At 65.3% G+C, this 20,953-nt stretch carries 17 protein-coding genes; 8 read left to right on the forward strand and 9 right to left on the reverse strand.

Annotated elements, in window-relative coordinates:
* Positions 1–49 precede the first annotated feature (49 nt).
* A complete protein-coding gene (locus HNQ40_RS06040) occupies positions 50–3,073 on the reverse strand; it encodes a HEAT repeat domain-containing protein (RefSeq protein ID WP_184676982.1) in 3,024 nt (1,007 codons plus the stop codon).
* Between the two features lie 1,253 nt (positions 3,074–4,326).
* Here HNQ40_RS06040 and HNQ40_RS06045 point away from each other — a divergent pair.
* The 4 genes from HNQ40_RS06045 to murJ all read left to right on the forward strand — a co-directional run bounded on the left by HNQ40_RS06045 (position 4,327) and on the right by murJ (position 9,897).
* On the forward strand, positions 4,327–5,820 hold the full coding sequence (locus HNQ40_RS06045; RefSeq protein ID WP_184679187.1) for an ammonium transporter: 1,494 nt from the start codon (positions 4,327–4,329) through the stop codon (positions 5,818–5,820).
* 193 nt (positions 5,821–6,013) lie between these two features.
* Positions 6,014–6,352, forward strand: coding sequence for a P-II family nitrogen regulator (locus tag HNQ40_RS06050; protein WP_184676983.1), 339 nt, complete (start codon positions 6,014–6,016; stop codon positions 6,350–6,352).
* A gap of 366 nt (positions 6,353–6,718) precedes the next feature.
* Complete coding sequence (locus HNQ40_RS06055; protein WP_184676984.1) at positions 6,719–7,756, forward strand: lysylphosphatidylglycerol synthase transmembrane domain-containing protein; 1,038 nt, start codon at positions 6,719–6,721, stop codon at positions 7,754–7,756.
* A gap of 32 nt (positions 7,757–7,788) precedes the next feature.
* On the forward strand, positions 7,789–9,897 hold the full coding sequence (gene murJ / locus HNQ40_RS06060; RefSeq protein ID WP_184676985.1) for a murein biosynthesis integral membrane protein MurJ: 2,109 nt from the start codon (positions 7,789–7,791) through the stop codon (positions 9,895–9,897).
* Positions 9,898–10,006: 109 nt separating this feature from the next.
* Here murJ and HNQ40_RS06065 read toward each other — a convergent pair whose 3' ends face one another.
* From HNQ40_RS06065 to HNQ40_RS06100, 8 genes are all read right to left on the reverse strand, one after another.
* The gene (locus tag HNQ40_RS06065) at positions 10,007–10,489 is read right to left on the reverse strand and encodes a type IV pilin protein (protein WP_184676986.1); all 483 of its coding nucleotides are present in this window, start codon (positions 10,487–10,489) and stop codon (positions 10,007–10,009) included.
* A gap of 175 nt (positions 10,490–10,664) precedes the next feature.
* Entirely contained in the window at positions 10,665–11,297 is a 633-nt protein-coding gene (locus tag HNQ40_RS06070; protein WP_184676987.1) for a hypothetical protein, read from the reverse strand.
* Positions 11,298–11,351: 54 nt separating this feature from the next.
* The gene (locus HNQ40_RS06075; RefSeq protein ID WP_184676988.1) at positions 11,352–11,975 is read right to left on the reverse strand and encodes an ATP-dependent Clp protease proteolytic subunit; all 624 of its coding nucleotides are present in this window, start codon (positions 11,973–11,975) and stop codon (positions 11,352–11,354) included.
* Positions 11,976–12,165: 190 nt separating this feature from the next.
* Entirely contained in the window at positions 12,166–14,370 is a 2,205-nt protein-coding gene (locus HNQ40_RS06080; RefSeq protein ID WP_184676989.1) for a PQQ-binding-like beta-propeller repeat protein, read from the reverse strand.
* A gap of 143 nt (positions 14,371–14,513) precedes the next feature.
* Positions 14,514–14,993, reverse strand: coding sequence for a fasciclin domain-containing protein (locus HNQ40_RS06085; RefSeq protein WP_184679188.1), 480 nt, complete (start codon positions 14,991–14,993; stop codon positions 14,514–14,516).
* A 206-nt stretch (positions 14,994–15,199) separates the two neighbouring features.
* Complete coding sequence (locus tag HNQ40_RS06090; RefSeq protein WP_184676990.1) at positions 15,200–16,042, reverse strand: anti-sigma factor; 843 nt, start codon at positions 16,040–16,042, stop codon at positions 15,200–15,202.
* Entirely contained in the window at positions 16,039–16,713 is a 675-nt protein-coding gene (locus tag HNQ40_RS06095) for an RNA polymerase sigma factor (protein WP_221435401.1), read from the reverse strand. Before HNQ40_RS06095 ends, HNQ40_RS06090 begins: the two co-directional genes overlap by 4 nt.
* A 104-nt stretch (positions 16,714–16,817) precedes the next feature.
* Positions 16,818–17,351: a fasciclin domain-containing protein gene (locus tag HNQ40_RS06100; RefSeq protein WP_184676991.1), complete on the reverse strand. Its 534-nt coding sequence runs from the start codon at positions 17,349–17,351 to the stop codon at positions 16,818–16,820.
* A 167-nt stretch (positions 17,352–17,518) separates the two neighbouring features.
* Here HNQ40_RS06100 and HNQ40_RS06105 point away from each other — a divergent pair, with 167 nt between their 5' ends.
* The 4 genes from HNQ40_RS06105 (at position 17,519) to HNQ40_RS06120 (ending at position 20,817) form a co-directional block, all read left to right on the forward strand.
* Complete coding sequence (locus tag HNQ40_RS06105; protein WP_184676992.1) at positions 17,519–18,403, forward strand: ABC transporter permease; 885 nt, start codon at positions 17,519–17,521, stop codon at positions 18,401–18,403.
* 119 nt (positions 18,404–18,522) lie between these two features.
* The gene (locus HNQ40_RS06110; RefSeq protein WP_184676993.1) at positions 18,523–19,059 is read left to right on the forward strand and encodes an SCO family protein; all 537 of its coding nucleotides are present in this window, start codon (positions 18,523–18,525) and stop codon (positions 19,057–19,059) included.
* A complete protein-coding gene (locus HNQ40_RS06115) occupies positions 19,056–19,955 on the forward strand; it encodes a hypothetical protein (protein ID WP_184676994.1) in 900 nt (299 codons plus the stop codon). The genes HNQ40_RS06110 and HNQ40_RS06115 overlap by 4 nt, the downstream gene beginning before the upstream one ends.
* Positions 19,948–20,817 (forward strand): hypothetical protein, encoded by an 870-nt coding sequence (locus tag HNQ40_RS06120; protein WP_184676995.1) that lies wholly within the window; start codon positions 19,948–19,950, stop codon positions 20,815–20,817. Before HNQ40_RS06115 ends, HNQ40_RS06120 begins: the two co-directional genes overlap by 8 nt.
* Positions 20,818–20,953 lie beyond the last annotated feature (136 nt).

Genomic DNA, 20,953 nt, shown 5'->3' on the forward strand with positions numbered 1-20,953 from the left:
CGCACGTGTCGGTTTAGCGGTCGATCAATGATCACCGGTTGCGCTTAGCTCAATTAAACGGATTATTCTTCAAATCGCTGCCCCCCGAGGTCGGCGATTTTTTCTTGTCGTCCGTGCCCGACTTATCGGCACCGCCCCAGGGCTCCATGACCAACTCGAAGTCCCGGCCGTCCCGCAAGATCATCGTGCCCCGCCAGACACCCTGGTCCTGCGGGAACAGGTCCAGCGGCTCATCGGACTCCTCGAGCGGCAGGTCTTTGATCTGCTGCACCTCAAACGCCTTCAACTGACTGGGCGTCGTGATGCGGATCGCCAACTGGTCTTCGGGCACGCCCAGCTCCGGCGTCCCGCTGGAGAAACGGATCGCTCGGCCATCGGCAATCAAACGCGTCACCCCCAGCGTGGTCCGCTCGGAGGTTTCGACCACCGCAGCGCCCTCCGCCCGGGCTTGGGCCACCGACGGGTCGCTACCGAGAATGGGGTCCGAGGCTCGGCCCACCCCGCCTTCGGCCGGAGCCAGACCCGTCACGATCATCACCAGGCGGTAATCGCCCGCCGCACTCCGGAGGCGCTGGGTGTAGATGTCTTTGCGTGCATCCACCCAGGCCTCAACCATGCTGTCGGACGTCTTGGTTTTGCGGTCATCCTTGAACCGCTCGAACATCTTATATTGCAGTTCACGGTCGCCGCCCGCCATGGCGGTCAGCGCGGCGAACGCCCCGGCGGCGAGTTGCTCGTCGGTGGCCACCGCGGCCTGCATCAGATTGCGTTCGCCGCCCGCGGCCTCGCCCCAGGCCGAGGGGTCGGGCAATTCACCCGCCGCCAGCTCCTGCGCAAACCAACCGATCACCCCGCCCCGGCCGCCGCCGGCTTCGTCCCGCATCAGGCCGGTGACCGGCTCGGGCCCGTCGCCCAGCGCCTCGTACACACGATTCGCAAACGTCTCGCGGGCATCGGGCTCCATCTCGCGGAGCGCCGTGTCGAACGAACGCTCCGAACCCCGCAGCACCCGCGCCGCGTGACGCGAGGCCGGCTGATCGCCTTCGACCACCACCCGCAGCAGCGAACCATCCGCCCGCGCCGCATCGGACTGCCGGGCCAGGAACGAGACCAACGACGAAGGCGTGCTCCGGGGATCACTCAACCCCGCGTCCACGATCATGGCCAGCGGGTCCGAGTCATCGGCCTCGGTCGCCGGGTTCGATCGGCGTGACCCCGAGGTGGGCCGGTCGGTCAATTCGAAGTGGCGCAGCACCAGCCAGCCCTTCTTGCGGAGCAACGGGTCGCCGGAGTTCAGCAGCCGGAACAACGAGTGGTTCGCCGAGTCCAGCGGGATACCCGAGGTGATCATCAGGTCCAGCGGCGCATCCTCGGCCGACTCGGACTCGCGGAAGACCATGCCGCTCAGACCGCGCGCCAACGGCGTGAGGATCGGGGCGGGTTCGTCGGCCCGGGCCAGCAAGTCCAGCGTACGGCTCACCACCGACGGGTCGTTGGAACCCAGCAGCTGGAGGTTCACCCAGCCCCCCACCACCTCCGGCTGTTCACCGGCCGAGCGCAGGACCGCCGCGACGGCCGCGTCGAAACGCGGCTTAGGCAGGTTGTCAAAGCGGACCCCGCTGATCACCGCGGTGACGGTTTGCTCGTCATCAGGAATGGTCACCAGGAACTGCTCGACCACCAGGCCCGCATCGGCGCCGTCTTCATCCGACAGCATCGCGTTGACTGAATTGATCGCCCCCGACACGCCGTCGCCCGTCGCTTCGCCGTTGCGCGACGGGGCCGCGTCGGCGAGTTGCAACGAAAGCTCGGCCCTCAACGCGGCGAGCTGGATCGCCGGGTCACGCGTCTCCCGGGCAGACGCGGCCAGGACCTGCGACACCGCAGGGGTAGCCGGTTCGACCTGAGCCAGGGCGTACACCGTGCGGTTGCGGGCCAGGGTGTCGGGGCTCTGCAGCATCTTCTCCAGCAGCTTCGACACCACGTCGTCGGGCGCCGCCTTGCCGGGGAACTCGGATTGAGCGACCGCGGTGGCCAATAGACGCTGAGTCCACGGGTGCGGGTCGCCCGCCATCGCGGCGAGCTGCCGGATCTGGGTGAGTTCTTCGGTGGAGTAATCGCCTTCGCCCGAGGCGTTGCGACCGCCGCCCCGCCCGCTGGCGAGCGTGGTCAGCAGTTCCCAATCATCGAAGTCCATCGTCCACGGCCCGGACTCGTGGCCACGCAGCGTCCAACCCGACGCCAACGCATTAACCTCAAACACCGCCCACACCGTCTCGGGCAGGTCCTGCTCAAACCGATCCGGCAGCGCCCGCACCATCTTCTGCAGATCGCGGTAGGTCCCGGCAAGCTCGCGGTACTCCGCGTCCGCCAAACGCTTGCGGTACGTAAACTCCCGGGAGCTCTCGTCCGCGTTGCGGGTCAAGCGCTCGGGCCGTTCGGGTTCCAGTTCTTCGAGTTGGGCACGGTCCAGCAGCAGGCTGTAGGGCTGGTCTTCTCCGCCGTTCTTCACGACCCCGCCGGGGAAGCCCCGCGCCACCTCCCACGCCACCCGGGTCACACCGCCGGCCTGCGAAATGAACAACTCCCGCGCCAACCGCGGCGCGATCTCGGGCACTTCGGACTGCCCGCTGCCTTCATCGCCCCCGGCATCCAGGCCCCGGCGGTCGTCAACATCGCTGCCCCGCGTCAGCAGGTATTCAAGATCGAGCAGTTCTTCATCCGTCGGGCCGACCGGCTCGGACGTCCTGCCGCGAGAGCCGGTACTCTGATCGTCGGGGATCTCCCAGAACAGGAAACGCCCGCCCTGGAAACTCAACGCGGGTTCTTCCAAGACCATTTCCCCCGCCCCGGCCTCGCCGGGCAGGATCCGCATCGGCAGCTGCACCAGCCGACGCCCCGCGGTTGGATTCACATCCCAGACCGTGCCGCTGACGCTCTCGCTCATCACGCGGTCCGATCCGAGCAGCAACTCCATCTGGACCAGCGCCTGCGGGCCCGCGGGCTGCTCGTCCTGAGCCTGCGCTGCGGTGAGGCCCAGCAACCCGACACAGAGTCCAAGAAGCCGTGTCATATAGATAGAGGTTCGGGAGGACACCGAAACACGTTCCGCTCTGATCGTCATCTGTCGCACTCCGGGCCGAGCTCGGCCGATCGCGTGAAAATATGAACCGGCACTACTGTCGCCTGACTCGATGCCTGCCTCCCCGTCTCCAAGCACAACGCATCATACTCCCACCCACCCATAATCCGGCCGGTGGGCTTGGCGGTTCCGCCCAAAATCATGCAGCGAATCCATGCACCACCGGCCAAACCGCCTAATCCTTGAGCATCGTGTCGAAATCCGTCGAAGACGCTGTGAAAGAATATTCAATTTCATATCGGCCTTCGCCATCCCGATTCGCCCTAAAAATCAAGGGAAATGTTCTGATCCCCAAGAGACCCGACCCCGTCTCTCGATTTTTTCTAGGGCATTTCGGCGAGGTGGCATGGGGATTGTTCTATACCCAGCATCACCCGCAAAAAACGGTGAGCCAAGCTGAGACCCACATCCAGCACGGCAAACCAGCGGGTTCCAACTGAAGCAGGCCACCCCCAAGGCGTTCTTGGGGGGCGATAAGCGGGCACCTTTGCGGGTGCCCGCTTTTTTTGTCTCTGCCCGACATTTGGTAGGTCAGGCATGCCTGACTGACGCGGTGTACTCAAAAGACGGTGTCAGGCAAGCATGCCTGACCTACCCCCCACCCCCTTCTGCCTACACCCTGATTACCCGTCACCGGGTGGCCGGGGCTGAGGCTTGGAGAAGCCCCGGAAGCATGCGCCTCCAATCCCAGCCCGGAGTTTCATTCCGGGGCATCGCGGACTCTGCCCCGGCCACCCTGCCCCAGCCCAGCCCACCCCGCCCCGCCCCGCCCCGACGAGCAGATCAGGCCTGATCGCCCGGCAGCTAACCGTCAAGGCCGCAAAAACACCACTTAGTCTGAGAGAAAGCCCCCTGCCAGCGACCCCTGTTCACCCGCAGCCCCTCGCGATCGCCGTTCATTTTCCCTGAAAAATCGCCTTTCTGCACGCAATTCGAGCTATATTTCAGCGACCCCAAAACAAAACGCCTAGCGTTTGGGCACAAAATATTTTTATCGATTGCATTTCGGGCAGACCTTCGTTAACATGCCGTTCAACTAATGGTATCGGTCGCTTTGCGCTGTCTGCAGGGCGAGCCGATGGATCACGTCCGCTTTCAGGACAACACCAGACAGGAGCGAAACAATGTCAATGTTGAGAGGTCGATGGATACTGCTGCTTGCCGTCTTGGCGGGTGGATTGTGGATGGCGGATGCGTCTTGGGCGCAAGAAGCCGAAGAAGCGGTTGAGGCCGTTGTTGAAGCCGTGGAAGAGGCGGCTGCAGAAGTGGCCCCCCCGACCGCGGAAGAAGCCGCCGCCCTGGCGGAAGCTGAAGCCGCGGCCGCAGAAGCCGGGGACTACTCGGTTGAGTACGCCGCTCCGGACGACGGCGACTACAGCATCGCGATTGTCGATACCCCGAAGTTCACCATCGACAACCTCTGGATCTGCATCGCAGGTTGCCTGGTGTTCATCATGCACCTGGGCTTTGCGATGGTTGAATCCGGCCTGACCCGTGCGAAGAACACCGTCAACATCCTGTTCAAGAACTCGATGATCATCTGCATCGGCTTCGTGACCTACGGGATCATGGGTTTCAACCTCCACTACCCCGGCTACGGCGATGACTCGGCGGGCTGGTTCGCGTTTGCCGGCTTCGGCTTCCTGGCTCAAGGCAGCGAGATCCTCAACGATCCTTCGCTGATGACCTCCAGCGGCTATGGCCTCGACATGACCGCTTACGCCGACTTCTTCTTCCAGGCGATGTTCTGTGCCACCGGCGCGACGATCGTCTGTGGTTCGGTGGCCGGCCGTATTAAGCTGCTGCCCTTCCTCATCTTCATCACCTTCTTCACCGCCATCGTTTACCCCCTCGTCGGTTCGTGGCACTGGGGCGGTGGTTACCTGAACAAGATGGATACCGCGTTCTACGACTTCGCCGGTTCGACGGTCGTGCACTCGGTCGGTGGCTGGGGTGCCCTGGTTGGCGCCATCGTCCTTGGCCCCCGTCTGGGCAAGTACGCCTCCGACGGCACGATTCAACCGATCCCCGGTCACAACATGCCGCTGGTGACCATCGGTGTGTTCCTGCTCTGGTTCGGTTGGTTCGGCTTTAACGGCGGTTCGGTGCTCGCGGCCGACGCCGGTCTGGTCTCGCTGGTCCTCTGCACCACGACCTTCGCCGCTGCGGCGGGTGGCCTGGCCACCGCCATCACCTCGTGGGTCATCGGCGGCAAGCCTGACCTGTCGATGGCTCTGAACGGCATCCTCGCCGGCCTCGTGGGCATCACCGCGGGTGCCGACCAAATGGCCATGTGGGAAGCCGTCCTCATCGGTGCGATCGCCGGTGTCCTGGTTTACTTCTCGGTGCTGCTGCTGGACAAGCTCAAGATCGACGACCCCGTCGGTGCGGTCTCGGTCCACCTCACCTGTGGTATCTGGGGTACGCTCGTGGTCGGTATCTTCGGTGACTCGGCGGGCGGCGCTCAGCTGACCTCGCAGATCATCGGTATCGTCGTCGTGGGCATCGCCACCGTGATCCTCTCGGCCATCGGCTTCCTGGTGCTGAAGTTCACCCTCGGCATCCGCGTCAGCGAAGAAGAGGAAATCGAAGGCCTGGACCTCGGCGAACACGACATGTCGGCTTACCCCGACTTCCAGCAGACCTTCATCAAGAGCTACCACGCCCGGGAAATCTAATCCCGAGCTTTCCGATCACGGCCCGCGGGGCCGGGTGGATACCAAACGCCACCCGCCCCGGGCCTTACGGAACGCACTTGATACCCTGCTGGTCGTGAACACGACCGTGATGAACCTAGCGTAGAAATGAAACCAACTCACCCGGCCGGCCCAGACAGGCCCGCCCGCACCGAAAGAAACAGGAGAACTCGTCATGCATATGATTGAGGCCATCGTCAAGCCGTCGTCGATCGACGGCATCAAGTCAAAGCTCGCCCAAGTCGGCGTCCTGGGTATGACCGCCCTGGAATGCAAAGGCTTCGGTAAGCAAAAAGGTCACACCGAACGCTACCGTGGCGGTCGGATGGACGTGGGCTTCGTGCCCAAGGTCACGCTGAAGGTCGCCGTGAAGAGCGAAGACCTCGACAAGGCCCTCGAGGCCGTGACCAGCGCCGCCCGCACGGGCAACGTCGGCGACGGCAAGCTGTTCGTCTACGAACTGTCCAAGGTCGTCCGCATCCGCACGGGTGAGGCCGACAACGACGCGCTGTAATCCAGCCTGAGATATCCCGGAAGGGACAAACCATTAGCCGGCTCGCCGTTATCCTCCACGGCGGGCCGGTTTTTTTGTGCGCCTGCCCAACCCCTCCCCCGCCGGGGGGGGGGTGGCGGGCAAAGCCCGTCGGAGGGGGAACGTGGGTTTGGCGCGGACATGAGGCGCATCGGGACTTATATGCCCTCACCCCAGCCCTCTCCCGGAGGGAGAGGGGGTAAGGCACATGCCCTTCCGTTGCCGCGACTTTCGATAGAACGTGGGCATACTCCTACACCTGATTTTTTGTAACGCACATCACTCTCACCCCAGCTCAACACCGCGTCCGATACACTCTGCGGGTTCCCCCGCCGCGAGACCCTCCGCTTGAAGCACAAACTCCGCAAACACCTGTTCACCGCGGTGCGTGTGCTGCTGATCGCGGCGGGGATCGGGTACATCGCCTGGACCGTGCAGTGGGGCGACGCCACCACCCTCGGCCCCGACGGCGAAGAGACCCAGCAACCGGGCATGCTCACGCTGGTGAAGGGGGCCGACCCGGTCTGGCTGCTGGGCGGGTTGGCGCTGACCTCACTGGTCCTGCCCCTGCAGGCGGTGAGATGGTGGCTGCTCATGCGTTGTCGGGGGATGAACGTGTCGCTGCGCAGCGTGTTCAAGCTGGTCATGGTCGGCCTGTTTTTTAACTTCTGTGTCCCGGTCGGGACCAACGGCGGGGACGTGGTCAAAGCCTACGGCGCCGCCCGCGGGATCAAGACGCCCGGCTCGACAACCAAGGCGATCATCAGCGTGTTGATGGACCGCGTGGCGGGACTTTTGGGGCTGATCGTCTTGGCGGCGTTGGCGGGGCCGATGGTGTGGGACGATCCGGTCGGCCGTCAGATCACGATCTTTGCCTGGGCGGCGCTGGGCTTCGTTGTGTTGTCGGGCGGCTTGTACCTCTGGCCGGTGACACGCAAGTGGCTGGGCGTCACTACGCTGCGTCGCGTCGGCGTCTTCGAGAAGATCGACGAAGCGGTCGTGGGCTACCGCCACCACCCCAGCGCGGTATTCGGATCGATCGGGCTCAGCGTGCCGGTGCACATCTCGATCTGCATCGCCACCGCGATGGCGGGCTACGCGATCGGCGTACCCACGCCGCTGCTCACGCTGCTCGCGGTGCTGCCGATCGTGTTCATCGTGGGGGCGTTGCCGTTGACGTTTATGGGCCTGGGCCTGATGGAGCCCACGATGTTCGGGCTGCTCAAATCCGATGGCGGCATCACGTTCAATCAGGTGACCGCGATGATCATGGCCTTCCGCGCATACTTCCTCGCCTATGCGCTGATCGGCGGATTGTTTGTCTTGACCAAGGGCGTGAGCCTCAGCGAGAAGCCCGCGGCCGACACCGCTGATGCCTCGGCGTGAGGCAGGGCCCGCCCCGCCACTACAATGCCGCCGTGTCGAACCCGCCCTCTCTAGCCATCGCCGCCGACCATCGGCCGACGCACTGGCGCACCCTCATTCGGGTGGGTTGCGTGCTGTATTGGCTGACCCTCATCCTGGCGACACACTGGCCGGGGCTGAAGCGGGAAGACCTGCCGGACCTGGGTTGGCTGCCGTTCGACAAGACGATGCACGTGCTGACCTTCGCGGGGCTGGCGATGTGGATGACCTGGCCCAAGTGGTTCGGCCGCTGGGGCTGGGTCGGCAACGCGCTGGCCGCCGTCGGTTTCGGGATGGCCTACGGGGTCATCAAGGAGTTCACCCAGCCGCTCGTCGGGCGGACCGGGGCGTTTGACGATCTGGTGGCCGACGCGGCGGGCCTCATCATCGGGGCACCGATCGCGGTCGGCGTGGCGGTGCTGTTCACCCGCAACGGAAGCGAAGCCGAACGAGCCGACTCGCCCCGAGACTCGAACAGCACCGAACCCGGGGGCGGCGCTTCTGGAGGAGGAGGCGGGTTCGTCGGGCATGCCGCGTTGGTCAGCGCGTTGACGCTGGTGTCGCGGATGCTGGGGCTGGTGCGCGACGCGGTGCTGGCGGCGGTGTTCGGGGCGTCGATGGTGCTCGACGCCTTCCTGATCGGGTTTATCGTGCCGAACTTATTCCGCCGACTATTCGGGGAAGGCGCGCTGACCGCGGCGTTCATCCCGCGCTACACCAAGCTGCTCAAAGACGACCCGGCACTCGCTCGGCGGTTCGCGTCGCTGTGCGTCGTGGTCGTAGCGATGCTATTGGCGGGTATCACGTTGGTCGGCGAGGTCGTGTTGGGCGTGTGGCTGGCCAATGCCGATCAAGAGAAAACCACGCTGGCGATTCGGCTGACGATGCTGATGCTGCCGTACATGCCGATGGTATGCGGCGTGGCGTTCCTTGGCGCGATCCTGCACGTCCACCGCAAGTTCGGCCCGCCCGCCGCGGCGCCGGTCCTGCTCAACGTGGCCATGATCGTTGCCGCGCTGATTGCGGCTTCGCAGCAGTCACACGAACGCGCCGCAGTCACGCTCGTGGCCCTGTCGGTGTTGGTGGCGGGTGCAATCCAGATCGCCTGGATGGTGATCGCGGTGTGGAAGACCGCCCCGCTGACCAAGGCTTTTGCCGGCACCTCGACCCACTTCCGCGGCATGCTCGTCACCATGCTGCCCATGGTCATCGGGCTGGGCGTGTTTCAGATCAACACGCTGATGGACGGGCTGATCGCCTACGGCCTCGCCGCCCCGCCGGACGATCCGGGCGGGTCTTTCACGTTCGCGGGCAACACCTACGACTACCCCATGGAAACCGGCGCGGTCACCACGCTGACGCTCGCCCAGCGCCTCTACCAGTTCCCGCTGGGCGTGTTCGGCATCGCCATCGCGACGGCGATCTTCCCGGCGCTCGCCAGCGCCGCGGCGGGACGCGGCGGCCACGATGAACCGCAAGCGGCTGAACACGACGACGAGTACGCGGCGATCTTCCGGCGTGGCGTCCGCCTCACGCTCTTCATCGGGCTGCCCGCCAGCGTCGGGCTCATCCTCGTGCGCGTCCCACTGACCCGCGTGTTTTTCGAATACGGCGAGTTCACGGCCGACGACGCCCTGCGCTCCGCGGCGGTGCTCATGGCCTACGCCTCGGCGGTCTGGGCCTACTCGCTGACCCACGTCACGACCAAAGCCTTCTACGCGGTGGACGACGCGATGACCCCGCTCAAGGTCAGCCTCGGCATGGTGGTGATCAATCTGGTGATGAACCTCACGCTGATCTGGCCGTTCGGCGTCGCGGGCCTGGCGTGGTCCACCGCGATCAGCGCCGCGGCGCAGTCGGTCGTACTCGTGGTGCTGCTCCGCAAACACGTCGCTCGGCCGATCACCGCCGAGGTGATGCGCGGCATCGGCACCACGCTGGGCCTGACCCTGGCCATGGGCGTCGCGGTGGGCGCGGTGGTGTGGCTGATTGACCCGGTTTCGCTCAACAAAGCGCAGAGCATCGGGGTGCTGGCACTATGCGTGGGCCTGGGCGCGGGGATTGTGCTGGGCGGCGCCTGGGTGCTGAAGCTGCCCGAGGTGCGCGAGCTCAAGCGAAGATAAAACCCGTTTAACGGAAGACGCTTTGCGAAGGCTTTCGGGTATGACGCAAAAAAGCGGGGGCACTTTGTGCCACCCGCTTAACGTGCGTTGAGATATCTGAGGCTAGCGATCAGTCCGACGTCGAGGCGAGGGTGCTGGCGTCGGACGTGTTGGCCGCGTTGTAGAGCTCGAGCGTCAGCGCTTCGGTGTCCTGCGCGGGCACCAGAGCACGGAACGTGCCGTTGTTGGGGTTGTACCAGAACGCACCGCCGGTACCGACGAGTTTGTTGGACGGGTGGGTGTCGCCGCTGGCGGCGCTGGTGTCGTAGTTCACGATCGGCGATTGCTGCTCGGGGGCCAGCGGGTTGCTGGGCAGAGCGCCCTCGACGAACCAGTCGCCGTCGAGCGTGGTCGCGTACGAGCCTGTGGTGGCGTAGTCCTCGAAGATCTTGGACTGCACGGTGCGAACGATCGACGAAGCGGCGACCGCTTTGGATTGCGCGGTCGCGCTGCTGAACTGCGGGATGACGATCGAGGCGAGGATGCCGAGGATCACCACCACGATCAGGATTTCGACCAGCGTGAACCCGTGTTGTTTCGTCTGCTTCATCATGAAGAGGCTCCCCTCCTATAGCGATTGATACCAACCAGCCGCCGCGCGGCCTTACCCCTGAAATCGACGCGAATCTTGAAAGACTTAACCCCCGCCCCGTCTTCCGGGCGGCTGCAGCTTCCCCAATCGTTACAACCCTCACCCCTTCCCAACCGCGCGGCCCGACACGGTCGCCTCAGCGGTGGAGCGGGTAGACCGCCTGGATCTCGCGGGAGGTGCCGCGGGTGGCTTCGGTGAGCTGCACCACGACGTTGAGCGTATCACGGTCGGCCAGCAACTCTTCAGCTAACGCAAGCGTCAGCGAGTAGTGGTCGCCGGTGAATCCGCTGCGGTACGCGGCGTCCCAGTCGGCGGGTTCCCAGAGTTTTTCGAGCAACACCTCGGGCGAATCGCCGGTGACATCCAGCAGCTGCACCTTGACCTGGCCCGGCACAACCAGGGTTCGGCCACGCTGATCGGTGGGCTTGATGTACAGCCGAACCTCGTCGTCGGTCCCGTCGCCGTTGCTGTCGATCGGCCCGGAGTACCGCCCGAACTCCAGGCCCGAAAACACCGGCGCTACCGCGCCCGGGATCGCGCCCGAGCCGGCCGCGTCTTCTCGATAGACACGCAGCTCACTCTCGAGCAGCGCGAGCTGCTTCTGGGTCTCATCGATCTGTTGACGGAGTTCCTGGTTATCCCGGCGGAGCTCATCGTTGTGCTGCGACAGCGATCGGCCGTCGCCGCCCACGCGAGCGGAGCAGCCCACCTGCAACGCGGCTACCGAGAGTGTGATCCAGGCCAACGCGTTGGGGCGAAACGTGCACATGGGCGAAACTCCGCGGCTTGCTTAACGGGATGTCGGGACGGGCGCCGGTCAGCCTCAGTCGTCGGACGACGAGCCGCCCTGGGTTTCGGGCAGGTGCTCGAGGACGCTGTCGACCACGCCGTACTCCACCGACTGCTCGGCGTCGATCCAGTAGTCGCGTTCGCAGTCCTCGGCGATCTTCTCTTCGGTCTGGCCGGTGTGGTGGGCCATGATCTTGTAGAGGCGCTTGCGGGTCTTGATCATCTCCTGGGCCTGGATGCCCAGGTCGGTGGCCTGACCCTGCATGACGCCGCCCATCAGCGGCTGGTGCAGCAGCACGCGGGCGTTGGGCAGGATGTGACGCTTGCCCTTTTCGCCGGCCATGAGCAGCAGCGAGCCCATCGAGGCCGCCATGCCGATGCAGTAGGTCGCGACCTTGGGGCGGACGAACTGCATGGTGTCGTAGATGCCGAGCCCAGCCGAGACGCTGCCGCCGGGCGAGTTGATGTAGCAGTGGATGTCGCTGTCGTCGTCTTCGTTGGACAGCAGCAGGAGCTGAGCGGTGACGACCTGGGTCATCTCGTCGGTGACGGGCCCGTTGATGAAGATGATGCGGTCTTTGAGAAGACGGGAGTAGATGTCGTAGGCGCGTTCACCGCGGCCGGACTTCTCGATCACCATGGGGACTAACGTGCTCATCGCGGGGGTTCCTTCCAATTGATCCGGATCGCGGGGCCGGGTGAGGCCTCGCGGGGGGAGGCGGGGGATGTCAACACGACATCGGCCATCCGTGGGCGTGTCGTTTGATATTGAGCGGGATTATAGCCGCGTTTGCCCGTCAATTCGCTGTGGCCGCCCCCGCAGGCACGGTGGGTCCGATCATGGGGAATCAGTCAGACAGCACGGTGCTGCCCTCGGGCGCCTCACGCGGATCGGGGATGAGGTCGGGCAGTTTCACGCGGTTGAGGAAACCCGCCGCGTCGTGGCGGGCCGAGGCATCGACCGCTTCCTGAACCGATTGGCCTTGTTCCCGGGTGACCAACCAGCCGGGCTGACTCATCGACGTCACCGCCCAGGCCGGCTGCCCATCGATCTCGATCGCCAGGCGGGTGGTTCGGGTCTTGGCGTCCACCTTGGTCAGCTCGGGCTCGAATGGATTTCTGCCTCGCGACTCGTAAACGCGTTGCTCCGATTCAGTGGTCGTCACCCCGACGACGCGGACAGCCTGTCCGTCCGCCACCAAAACGCCGCGCCCTTCAAGCTGATCCACCAGCGCGTTCTTGATCGCTTCACGCTCCGCACCGCTGGCCTCGACCTTCGAGACATCCACCGACACCCGGTCGCCCGGCTGAAGGAGCATCGTCGGGGAATCCATGCCGGCGCGGGCCTGGTCGATCCCTTTAGCCGCCCGACCGGGCAACGGCCAGGCCGTCAACACGAAGGCGGGTCCCGCATCGCGTTTGAGTTCGGTGGATTTGCCGATCCGCACAAGCGACCCCGCGTGCGCGGCAAACTTCACCCGCGACACGCCGTCCTGATCCATGTCATACCCCCAGATCGGCTGCCCCGTTTTCAGGTCGTAGACCCAGCCGCCCGCAAACACCAACCCGGAATCGGCGGCAACCGGCGGGCCCGACTCCCCGGGCCGCAGGCCGATGCTGGGCCAAGACACGCGGTTCAACAGATCCCACCCTTTGACCAGATTCCGGCCGCCCGCCACCAGGGTCTGTCCATCCGGCGAAAACGAAAGCGACCGCACCCGGAAGTCGGCACCGGGCAGCGTGGCGCCCACCTCGCCGGTCCGGACGTCGAGCAACACCGCGCGTCCGTCCGCCAAGGCCGCCAGCCACTCGCCGCCGGGGGTCAAGGCCAAGACGTCACTGCCCTGATCCAGGCCGCTGACCTCCCAGAGGCCGCGGCCCGTCGTAGCGTCCCAAGCCGACACCACGCCCCTGCGGTTGCTCACCACCACCGTGTCCGCATCGACAAACAAAACCTGCTCGATATCCGCCTGAGACTTCTGACGATCGTCAAACGGGGCGAAACTCACCAGGTGCTTAGGCTGTCGTGCTGACCAATCCCAAACATCCAGCCGGTTCTTCGAGCCGATGTGAAACCCGTTGGCCACGGAGGCGAGGCGTTCACCGCCCGGCGAAAGAGCACGGGGCAAAGCCGCCGCGTCAAACTCAACCGCCCCCGTGACCCGCCCACGAGCGATATCGACCTTCTCGGCATAAATCGTCGTGGCCTTTCCGGGCGGCGTGTCTTCGATGACCACCAAGGCGTGCGTCCCGGACATCTGCATCACCACAGGCTTCTCGAAAAACCGGTTCTCACCCGACTTCAAAGAAAGCGTCCGCGGGCGTTGGATCGTCTCGTCGGCGGGGTCCACCAAGACCTCGCCCCATCGGCCCGGGGACACCGTCGTGATCTCCATGCCCAAGCGGTCCGCCTCGCTAACCGGGTGGGCGAACGGCGGCGGCGCAAACGGGTCGCGCTTGCCCGAGTCGTCGCGGGTCGTCTGGGATTCCTTCTTTTCGTGGTCGGCAAATGCTTCCTTGGCCTTGCGCAACGAATCACGGATCGAGTCGTTGTGAACGCTGTGCCCGAACTGACTGAATACATCCGGGCCCTCGTGGTCTTCGCCGGGGGTACGCAAACGTGGGGCGTCGACCCACTCCCAGTGGAACTGCGTCACGCCAATGCCCTGCTTCGTTGCAATCAGGTAGAGCGGCGGCGAAGCGCGTTTGACTTCGGCCTCGACCCATCGGCTGTGTCTTTTCAGTTCGACCTCCTGCCCGGTACGGAACCGCCGCGGCTTTTCGCGTTCGGGCGTGGCGGCCGGCCCGTCCGAAACCCCGCCCACCGCGCGCAGCCGGTCGGCGGTGATCCATTCTTCGGTGCCGTCGTCGTAGCGGATCTGCAGCCGACGCCCCTCTTTCTTGATGAACTCGGCGGGCGACCAGATATCGCCCTCGCGCACCTCCACCGCATCACCGGGCGACGGCTCGAAGGCGTGAACCGAAAACGCGGCGGCCGACAACGCGATCGCCAAACCCGAGCACCACCAAACCGAAGATCGTTGAATACGCATATTGATCCCTTGCAGACAGGTAAATCCCAGAGCGAATGAGTGTAACCCGTCGCCGCACCAACCGAGCCAACCAACCCACAAAAAAGCCGCACACCCCGGAGGATGTGCGGCCGATCGATGAACTTCGGGTTGTGAGCGAGGGCTTACTCGGCGGGGAGCAACACCGCGTCGATCACGTGGATCATGCCGTTGGTGGTTTCGATATCGGTCTTGATGATGTTGACGCCGTTGACCTGGGCGTGGTCGTGGTCGCCGTGAGATTCAACCGAGAAGGTGAGTTCGCCGCCCTGCACGGTGGTGGCGGTCCCTGCTTCGAGTGCGGCCGCCGAATCGACCTTGCCGGGCACGACGTGGTAGGTCAGGATCGCGACGAGTTGGTCTTTGTTTTCCGGCTCGAGCAACGACTCGACAGTACCTTCGGGGAGCTTGGCGAACGCCGCGTCGGTCGGGGCGAGCACGGTCAGCGGGCCTTCGGACTGCAGCGTCTCGACGAGGCCGGCCGCTTCCGCGGCGGCGAGCAGGGTGTTGAACACACCCGCGGACGCGGCGGTTTCGACGATGTCGCCGCTGGGCCCGGCAGGCTTTTCCTTCTTGGCCGAGCAGCCGCAGCCGCCGCACGCCATGGCGGCGGGTGCCGTCATCACCGCTGCGACCACTGCGAGTGCGGCGATAGAAAACAAACGAGTAAAGGGTTGGAGTTTCATATCAGAGTCTTTCGCTTGGGTTTCAGAATCAGTTACGTGTTGTGCGTTGCAATCGGACGATAGGTGGCGAATTGGGGTTTGACTCGCCGCTTCAGAAAAAAACGGCGATGAAGTCAACCCGGCAACTACTCAACCGCCGCCACAACCAGCAGGGCGTTGTTGGATTTAACAACGCCGCCGGGCTGTTCGAGGGTGATCGCAAACGCGGCGGGCTGATCGACGCGGAGCTTGGCGTCGATGGGCACGTAGGCCTTGCCGTCTTGCGCAACGTGGTCCGCCACGCTGAAGACGCCGCCGTCGACGGGGAATGCGTCGCGGGTGGGGTCGACGATCCAGAGCTGGTACTGCGCGGTGGCGGGGTCGTTGGCGGGGAGTTGGTCGAGCACCATGTAACCGCCCTGGGTGGTTCCGCTCCAAGCGACCTGGCCGGTGACCTGTTCGTAGCCGGGCTCGGTGATCGTCCAGGGATACTCGGCGACGTCGGCGGTTGCTTGCATGAATTCCAAGTACTGCTCGTCGGCGGCGAGCGGCGTGACCTCGACCGGTGCCTCGGGGGCCGTCGTGAGGATCAACGCCACCAGGATCGACGCCGCCACGGCTCCGATCACCGCCCCGCCGATGAACGCCAACACGCCGCGGTTGTTCTGCGTGTTCAACGTGTCGGGGAGAGTGGGTTCGGGTTGGGCGGCAGGAGCGGGTTGAATAAATCGCTCGGCATCCGCGGCGAGTTTGTCGGACAAGCCCGCAGGCAACTCCGCTTGGCCCGACGAAGGCACCGCCTCGGCAACCAACAGCAACGCCGCGGCTTCTTCGAGCGCGTCGTCCTGCAGTTCGGGATGGTCTTCGAGCAAACGGGTCATCTCGTGATTCACGTCGGGCGTCAGCAGCCCCAGCGTATGGTCGGCCAACAGGTCGAGCAGACGCTCCGATTCTGGGTTCGCAGGCGGGGTGGGGTTGGATTCGCTCACGGCGTCACCCCCTCGTGTTCTCGCTCGGCCAGAGCCTCACGCAGCCGGATCAAACCCCGGCGGACGTGCGATTTTACCGTGCCCAGCGGCATTTCGAGCCGTTCCGCCACCTCCTGGTGGGTCAGCCCGTCACACACGGCCAAACGAAGCACCTCGGGCTGAGGCGGCTTGAGCTCGGCCATCGCGGCGTGGATGCAGCGAACCTCGTCGGAGAGCTCCAACGCCGCGGTCGGCCCTTGGTCGTACGACGCGGCGGTAGACGCCTCGGAGAGTTCGGCGGGCTGGCCGTCGGGCCGGGCTTGGGTCCGCCGCAGCCGGTCGATCAGACGCCGACGGGTGAGCACCGCGATGAAGGTGGCTTCTTTGCCTTTGCTCGGGTCGAACCGGTCGGCCTTCTGCCACAACTCGATGAACACCTCTTGGACCGCGTCTTCGGCCTCGGGCCGATTGCCCAACACCCGTCGGGCCAGGCTCCACACCAGGCCACGATACTTTTCGAGGCAGGCGTTGATCGCTTCACGATCACCCCGGGCGACCTGCGGGAGCAGGGGTGGCTCGGCGGTGATCGGGTTGGGGGCGGTCTGATCCATGGTCTGGAGCGGTCGGCCCGGTTGCGGCACGACTTCCAAGTCTAGGCCGTCGGGGCGGGATGGGCTCAGCGTTAGATTCATGGCCGTCGTCTGGCCCGCGTTTGGAAAAGCAGGCAACTTCTGCGAAGCAAAAACAGCCTGCCGCCTGGAGGGACGGACAGGCTGTGGATGGGGTCGATACTCAATTACTCAGCGCTTTCGGGCAGCAGCACCTGGTCAATGACGTGGATGATGCCGTTGCTGGTCTTGATGTCGGTGGCGACGATGTTGATGCCGTTGACCTGGGCTTGGCCATCAACCACGGCGAAGCCGAGGGTTCCGCCCTGGACGGTGGGCGCTTCACCCATCTTCAGTGCGTCCTCGGCCTTGGCCTTGGCAGGGATCACGTGGTAGGTCAGGATCGCAACGAGTTGGTCCTTGTTTTCCGGCTTGAGTAGGGTCTCGACGGTGCCTTCGGGCAGCTTGGCGAAGGCTTCATCGGTCGGAGCCATGACGGTGAACGGGCCTTCGCTCTTGAGCGTGTCCACGAGGTCGGCGGCCTGCACCGCGGCGACGAGCGTGTTGAACGTGCCCGCCGAGACGGCGGTGTCGACGATGTCGGCCTTGGCGGCCTTGTTGCCGTATTCACATCCGCTGTCGCCGGCGAGGACGGTGTTGGCGGTCAGGCCGAAGGTGGCGGCGAGGGCGAGAGCGATTCCGGAGAGGCTAAGAGCTTTCATGGGTCGGGTTCCTTGGGATCAGGGGAGGGTTTCGGTTCATTCCACAGCGGGTTGCAACGCCGAGGGTGGTTTCGCGGGCCGAGGGCGTGCGGATGCACGAACCGGAAAAAATTTTCCGGCTTTGTCCGACGACGCCAACGCGACAAGCGATGCCCTAAAATGCCCCGATGAGTACGGCTCAAGTCCCTGTGTCTTCCCCCCCGATGTCCAGCCCCACGCCCGCCGACACCCCCGGCGACGCGGGGCGCGACGTGACCTGGCCCGCGGTGGCCGCGCTGTGGAAACGCGAAGTCAAGCGGTTCTTCCGGCAGCGCAACCGCGTCATCGGCGCGGTCGCCACCCCCGTGGTCTTCTGGCTGCTGCTGGGCCTGGGGCTCAACGAGACCTTCCGCGTCTCCCCCGGAAGCACCCCCGGCGAAACGGGCACCGAAGCAGCGGACGGCATCGGCTACCTCGAATTCTTCTTCCCCGGCATGGTCGTGATGATGGTGCTGTTCACCGCGATCTTCTCGACGATCTCCGTCATCGAAGACCGCAAGGAAGGTTTTCTGCAGGGCGTGCTCGCGTCGCCCGCCAAGCGGTGGGCGATCGTGCTGGGCAAGGTGCTGGGCGGGGCGAGCATCGCGACAGTGCAGGGCGTGGTGCTGCTGGCGATCTGGTGCGTGTTCTTCGCCTGGCCGGGCGTGGTGAACCTCGTCGCCGCCGTCGGCGTGATGTTTGTCATCGCGGTCGGGCTGACGGGTCTGGGATTGCTGATCGCCTGGCCGATGGACTCGACCGCCGGGTTCCACGCGATCATGAACCTGCTGCTGATGCCGATGTGGTTTTTATGCGGTGCGGTATTCCCCGTCGAGACCGCGGGGCCGATGAAGTGGGTGATGTACGCCAACCCGCTGACCTATGGCAACACGACGTTTGCCTGGGCGCTGCAGGGTGACGACGCGGTGGGCATCGGCATGTCCAACTGGATCGCGGCCGTGCTCATGGTGATCGCGACGATCGCCGCCGTGGCGGGGGCGACGAAGCTGGCGTCGAAAGCGGGGAAGGCGTGAACCGAGCAATACGAAAACTACTACTTTCCACAGGGATTTCTCTACTTCTTGCAGCGTTACTTCTGGCGTTCATACTCCCGCCGATTATGGACCGGGCATATGAAAAACACCGAGCCCAAATGATTTCGCTGGAAGCGGAGGCCCTCCCCGAACTCTGGCCCGCCCCCGACTTCACCCTCACCAACCAAGCGGGCGAAACCGTCACCCGCGACGACCTGCTCGGCCAGGTCTGGGCGGCCGACTTCTTCTTCACCAGCTGCCCCGGCATCTGCCCGATGTTGTCCGCCAACATGCAGGGCCTCAATGCCGATCTCGCCGACCACCCCAAGCGTAGTGACCTGCGGCTGGTGAGTTTCAGCCTCGACCCCGAGCACGACACCGTCGAAGTGCTCGCCGAGTATTCCGAGGCGATCGAAGCCCCGCCGTCCGACTGGCTGTTCCTCACCGGGCAGCGCCAGGCGATCTGGGACCTGTCGATCAATGGCTTCAAGCTCGAAGTCCAGGACACGCCCGACGACCCGGCCAACCCGATCCTGCACTCGGGCAAAGTCGTCCTGGTCGATCGCCAGGGCATGGTCCGCGGCTACTACGACGGCCTGCTCCCCGAGGGCATCAAACAACTGCAAGCCGACCTCGAACTCCTGCTGGCCGAATGAACCCCGCAACTCCCCCCGCACCCGATGCCGCGCCGCCGGCCTGGCGTGCCCCCACGCCCGAAGCGCTCGAAGCGCACCTGCAACGCCACGCCGCGATCGCCCCCTCGCCCTGGGCCCGGCGGGCGCCACTGTTTGTGTTGGGCGGCGTGGTCCTGCTGGCCGTGGTGCTGCAAGGCCCCGCCGCGTGGCTGCTGCCGTGGCTCGCGCTCGTGGGGATACTGCTCTTCGGCCGACAAAAACTCTTGGCACGGCGCAGCTTCGAACGACGCCTGTCCCGCGCCCAGGAACTCGCCACCCTCCGCCACCACCGCCCCGCGCTGCGCAGCGCCTGGCGGCTTATCCCCGAGCTGGTGCACCTGCCCGCCCAGCAGCACCGGGCCGTGGCGGTGTTAGCCCATGCGCTCGACAACGTCGGGGCCTACGAAACCGCGATCGTCGCCTACGACCGCCTGCTCAACGACCTGCCCAAGGATCACCCCGGCGCGATCCACCTAAAGGTGCAGCGGGCCATCGCGTCGCTGTTCACCCACCAGCTCAGCGACGCGGACGACGCGCTGCGTCGGCTGCGCGGGCCGGTCGAGCCCTTGGCCAAGACGCCCATCGGCGCGTCCTACCGCTTCGCGTTGCTCTTCCAGTCGGTGCAGACCGCCCACTACGCCGAGGCGATCGACGAATCGGACGGCCTGGTTGAAGCGCTGCGCCCCCTGGGCGTCGAAGCGGGCTATGGCCACGCGCTGCTCGCGTGGTGCCACGCCCAACGCAACGACCCCGAACGAAACGACGCCAGCCTCGCCCAGACCTGGTGGCAACGCGCCACCACGCTGCTGCCCGCGTCCGCCTTGCGGGCACGCTTCCCCGAAATCCGGGACGAGATCGTGGGGGTGCCCCGTGATTGACGCCGACCCCACGCCCACCGAACAAGCGCCGACGCCCAGCGGTTCGCCGTCTGCCCCGGCGCGTCGGCTGCCGCCCTTCTCGCCGTCACGCCTGCAGCGCGAGCTGGCGATTGATGCGGCGCTGCGTACCGCGGCGCTGGCCGGGCTGTTCTTCGCGTTCTTCTTGCTGCTCTCGTTCGGCCCGGGCAGCTCGGCCATGAAGGCGGTGCTGATCGTCTTCATGATCTTGGCCTGGCTCGCGCTGAACGTCACCGGGGCGAAGGTCGCCCAAACCCTGCCGAGCCTGTCGGCCGTGCTGGAGAGCAACCCCCCGGCGGGCGAGACCGCGCTGGCGAACCTCATGAACAAGCGGGCGCTGCCGCGCTGGGTCCGGCTGATGCTCACCCACCGCCAGGCGGTGCTGCGCCACCGCCAGCAGAACTTCACCGAGTCGTCCGCGATCGCCCAGACCCTGCTCACCACCCCCCGCCCCGGCCCCGCCGCGGCCCACCGGGGACAACTCCTGCTGCTGCTCACCGAAGCCCGCCTCGAACTCCGCGACGCGACCGGTGCCTGGCTCGCTCTGGTCGAACTCGCCCACACCCCGCTGGGCCTGACCGAAGCGCTCCAACGCATGGCCCTGCGCACCCGCTACGAACTGCTGGTCGGCCAGAACGAGGAAACCCTCAAAGGCCTGGAGCACAAGACCCAGCTCGCCGAGTTGATGCCCGCCCCGCAGTGCGGCGCGCTCCACGCCATGCTCGCCACCGCCGCCAAGCACGCCGGCCGCGACGACCTGCACACCCAACTCCGCTCACGCGTCGAGCTGATGTGCAGCGAAGACGAGATCGTGCAGATGCTCGAAGGCGGGCTGCTCGTTTAGTGATTTGGTGATTTGGTGATTTGGTGATTTTCTTCGATCGTTTAGTGGGCGATCCAAGATCGCCGTGTCGGTTGACCGAAACCCACAACCCCGCCGCGGCCACCCCGAACGCGGATCTGCGATCCGCCGCTAAACC

The organism is Algisphaera agarilytica (genome assembly GCF_014207595.1).
Taxonomy (GTDB): Bacteria; Planctomycetota; Phycisphaerae; order Phycisphaerales; family Phycisphaeraceae; genus Algisphaera; species Algisphaera agarilytica.

Coding starts and splice junctions, on each gene's coding strand:
- HNQ40_RS06080 (WP_184676989.1), bottom strand. CDS start 14,370: ATGCGTATTCAACGATCTTCGGTTTGGTGGTGCTCGGGTTTGGCGATC.
- HNQ40_RS06110 (WP_184676993.1), top strand. CDS start 18,523: ATGATTTCGCTGGAAGCGGAGGCCCTCCCCGAACTCTGGCCCGCCCCC.
- HNQ40_RS06065 (WP_184676986.1), bottom strand. CDS start 10,489: ATGATGAAGCAGACGAAACAACACGGGTTCACGCTGGTCGAAATCCTG.
- HNQ40_RS06075 (WP_184676988.1), bottom strand. CDS start 11,975: ATGAGCACGTTAGTCCCCATGGTGATCGAGAAGTCCGGCCGCGGTGAA.
- HNQ40_RS06040 (WP_184676982.1), bottom strand. CDS start 3,073: ATGACACGGCTTCTTGGACTCTGTGTCGGGTTGCTGGGCCTCACCGCA.
- HNQ40_RS06115 (WP_184676994.1), top strand. CDS start 19,056: ATGAACCCCGCAACTCCCCCCGCACCCGATGCCGCGCCGCCGGCCTGG.
- HNQ40_RS06045 (WP_184679187.1), top strand. CDS start 4,327: ATGGCGGATGCGTCTTGGGCGCAAGAAGCCGAAGAAGCGGTTGAGGCC.
- HNQ40_RS06085 (WP_184679188.1), bottom strand. CDS start 14,993: ATGGCGTGCGGCGGCTGCGGCTGCTCGGCCAAGAAGGAAAAGCCTGCC.
- HNQ40_RS06105 (WP_184676992.1), top strand. CDS start 17,519: ATGAGTACGGCTCAAGTCCCTGTGTCTTCCCCCCCGATGTCCAGCCCC.
- HNQ40_RS06050 (WP_184676983.1), top strand. CDS start 6,014: ATGCATATGATTGAGGCCATCGTCAAGCCGTCGTCGATCGACGGCATC.
- HNQ40_RS06100 (WP_184676991.1), bottom strand. CDS start 17,351: ATGAAAGCTCTTAGCCTCTCCGGAATCGCTCTCGCCCTCGCCGCCACC.
- HNQ40_RS06070 (WP_184676987.1), bottom strand. CDS start 11,297: ATGTGCACGTTTCGCCCCAACGCGTTGGCCTGGATCACACTCTCGGTA.
- HNQ40_RS06095 (WP_221435401.1), bottom strand. CDS start 16,713: ATGAATCTAACGCTGAGCCCATCCCGCCCCGACGGCCTAGACTTGGAA.